Source organism: Streptomyces sp. DH12, from assembly GCF_020873895.1.
Taxonomy (GTDB): domain Bacteria; phylum Actinomycetota; class Actinomycetes; order Streptomycetales; family Streptomycetaceae; genus Streptomyces.
The window spans coordinates 1-534 of record NZ_JAHWGT010000646.1; the positions used below are offsets into that span (position 1 = coordinate 1).

Here is a 534-nt window from a genome sequence, read left to right on the forward strand (position 1 = left end):
GACGCGGTGGAAGCGGGTGACGCCGTTCTCCAGGCCGCGCAGCCCCATGAAGGCGTTGCGGTTCTCCACGGTGACGCCCTCGGAGTCCGCCTCCACGACGAAGGCGGTGATGCCGCCCCGGTGGCCCTCGGACCTGGGGACGCGGGCCATGACGACGAGCAGGTCGGCGACCACGCCGTTGGTGGTCCACAGCTTCACGCCGTCGAGCACGTAGTCGTCGCCCTCGGGTACGGCGGTGGTGGCGAGGCGGGCCGGGTCGGAGCCGACGTCGGGCTCGGTGAGCAGGAAGGCGGAGATGTCGGTGCGGGCGCAGCGCGGCAGGAACGTCTCCTTCTGCTCGCGCGTGCCGAAGATCTTCAGCGGCTGGGGGACGCCGATCGACTGGTGCGCGGAGAGCAGGGCGCCGATGGCGGGGCTGGCGGAGCCGACCAGGGCGAGGGCCTTGTTGTAGTACACCTGGGTGAGGCCGAGGCCGCCGTACTTGATGTCGATCTTCATGCCGAGGGCGCCGAGCTCCTTGAGCCCGTTGATCAC

1 protein-coding gene is annotated in these 534 nt (G+C 70.6%); it reads right to left on the reverse strand.

The window, feature by feature from the left end; translation table 11 throughout:
• Window positions 1–534 (reverse strand): acyl-CoA dehydrogenase family protein (locus LPA54_RS36255; RefSeq protein ID WP_228984777.1); only part of this gene is annotated, 534 nt, incomplete at both ends.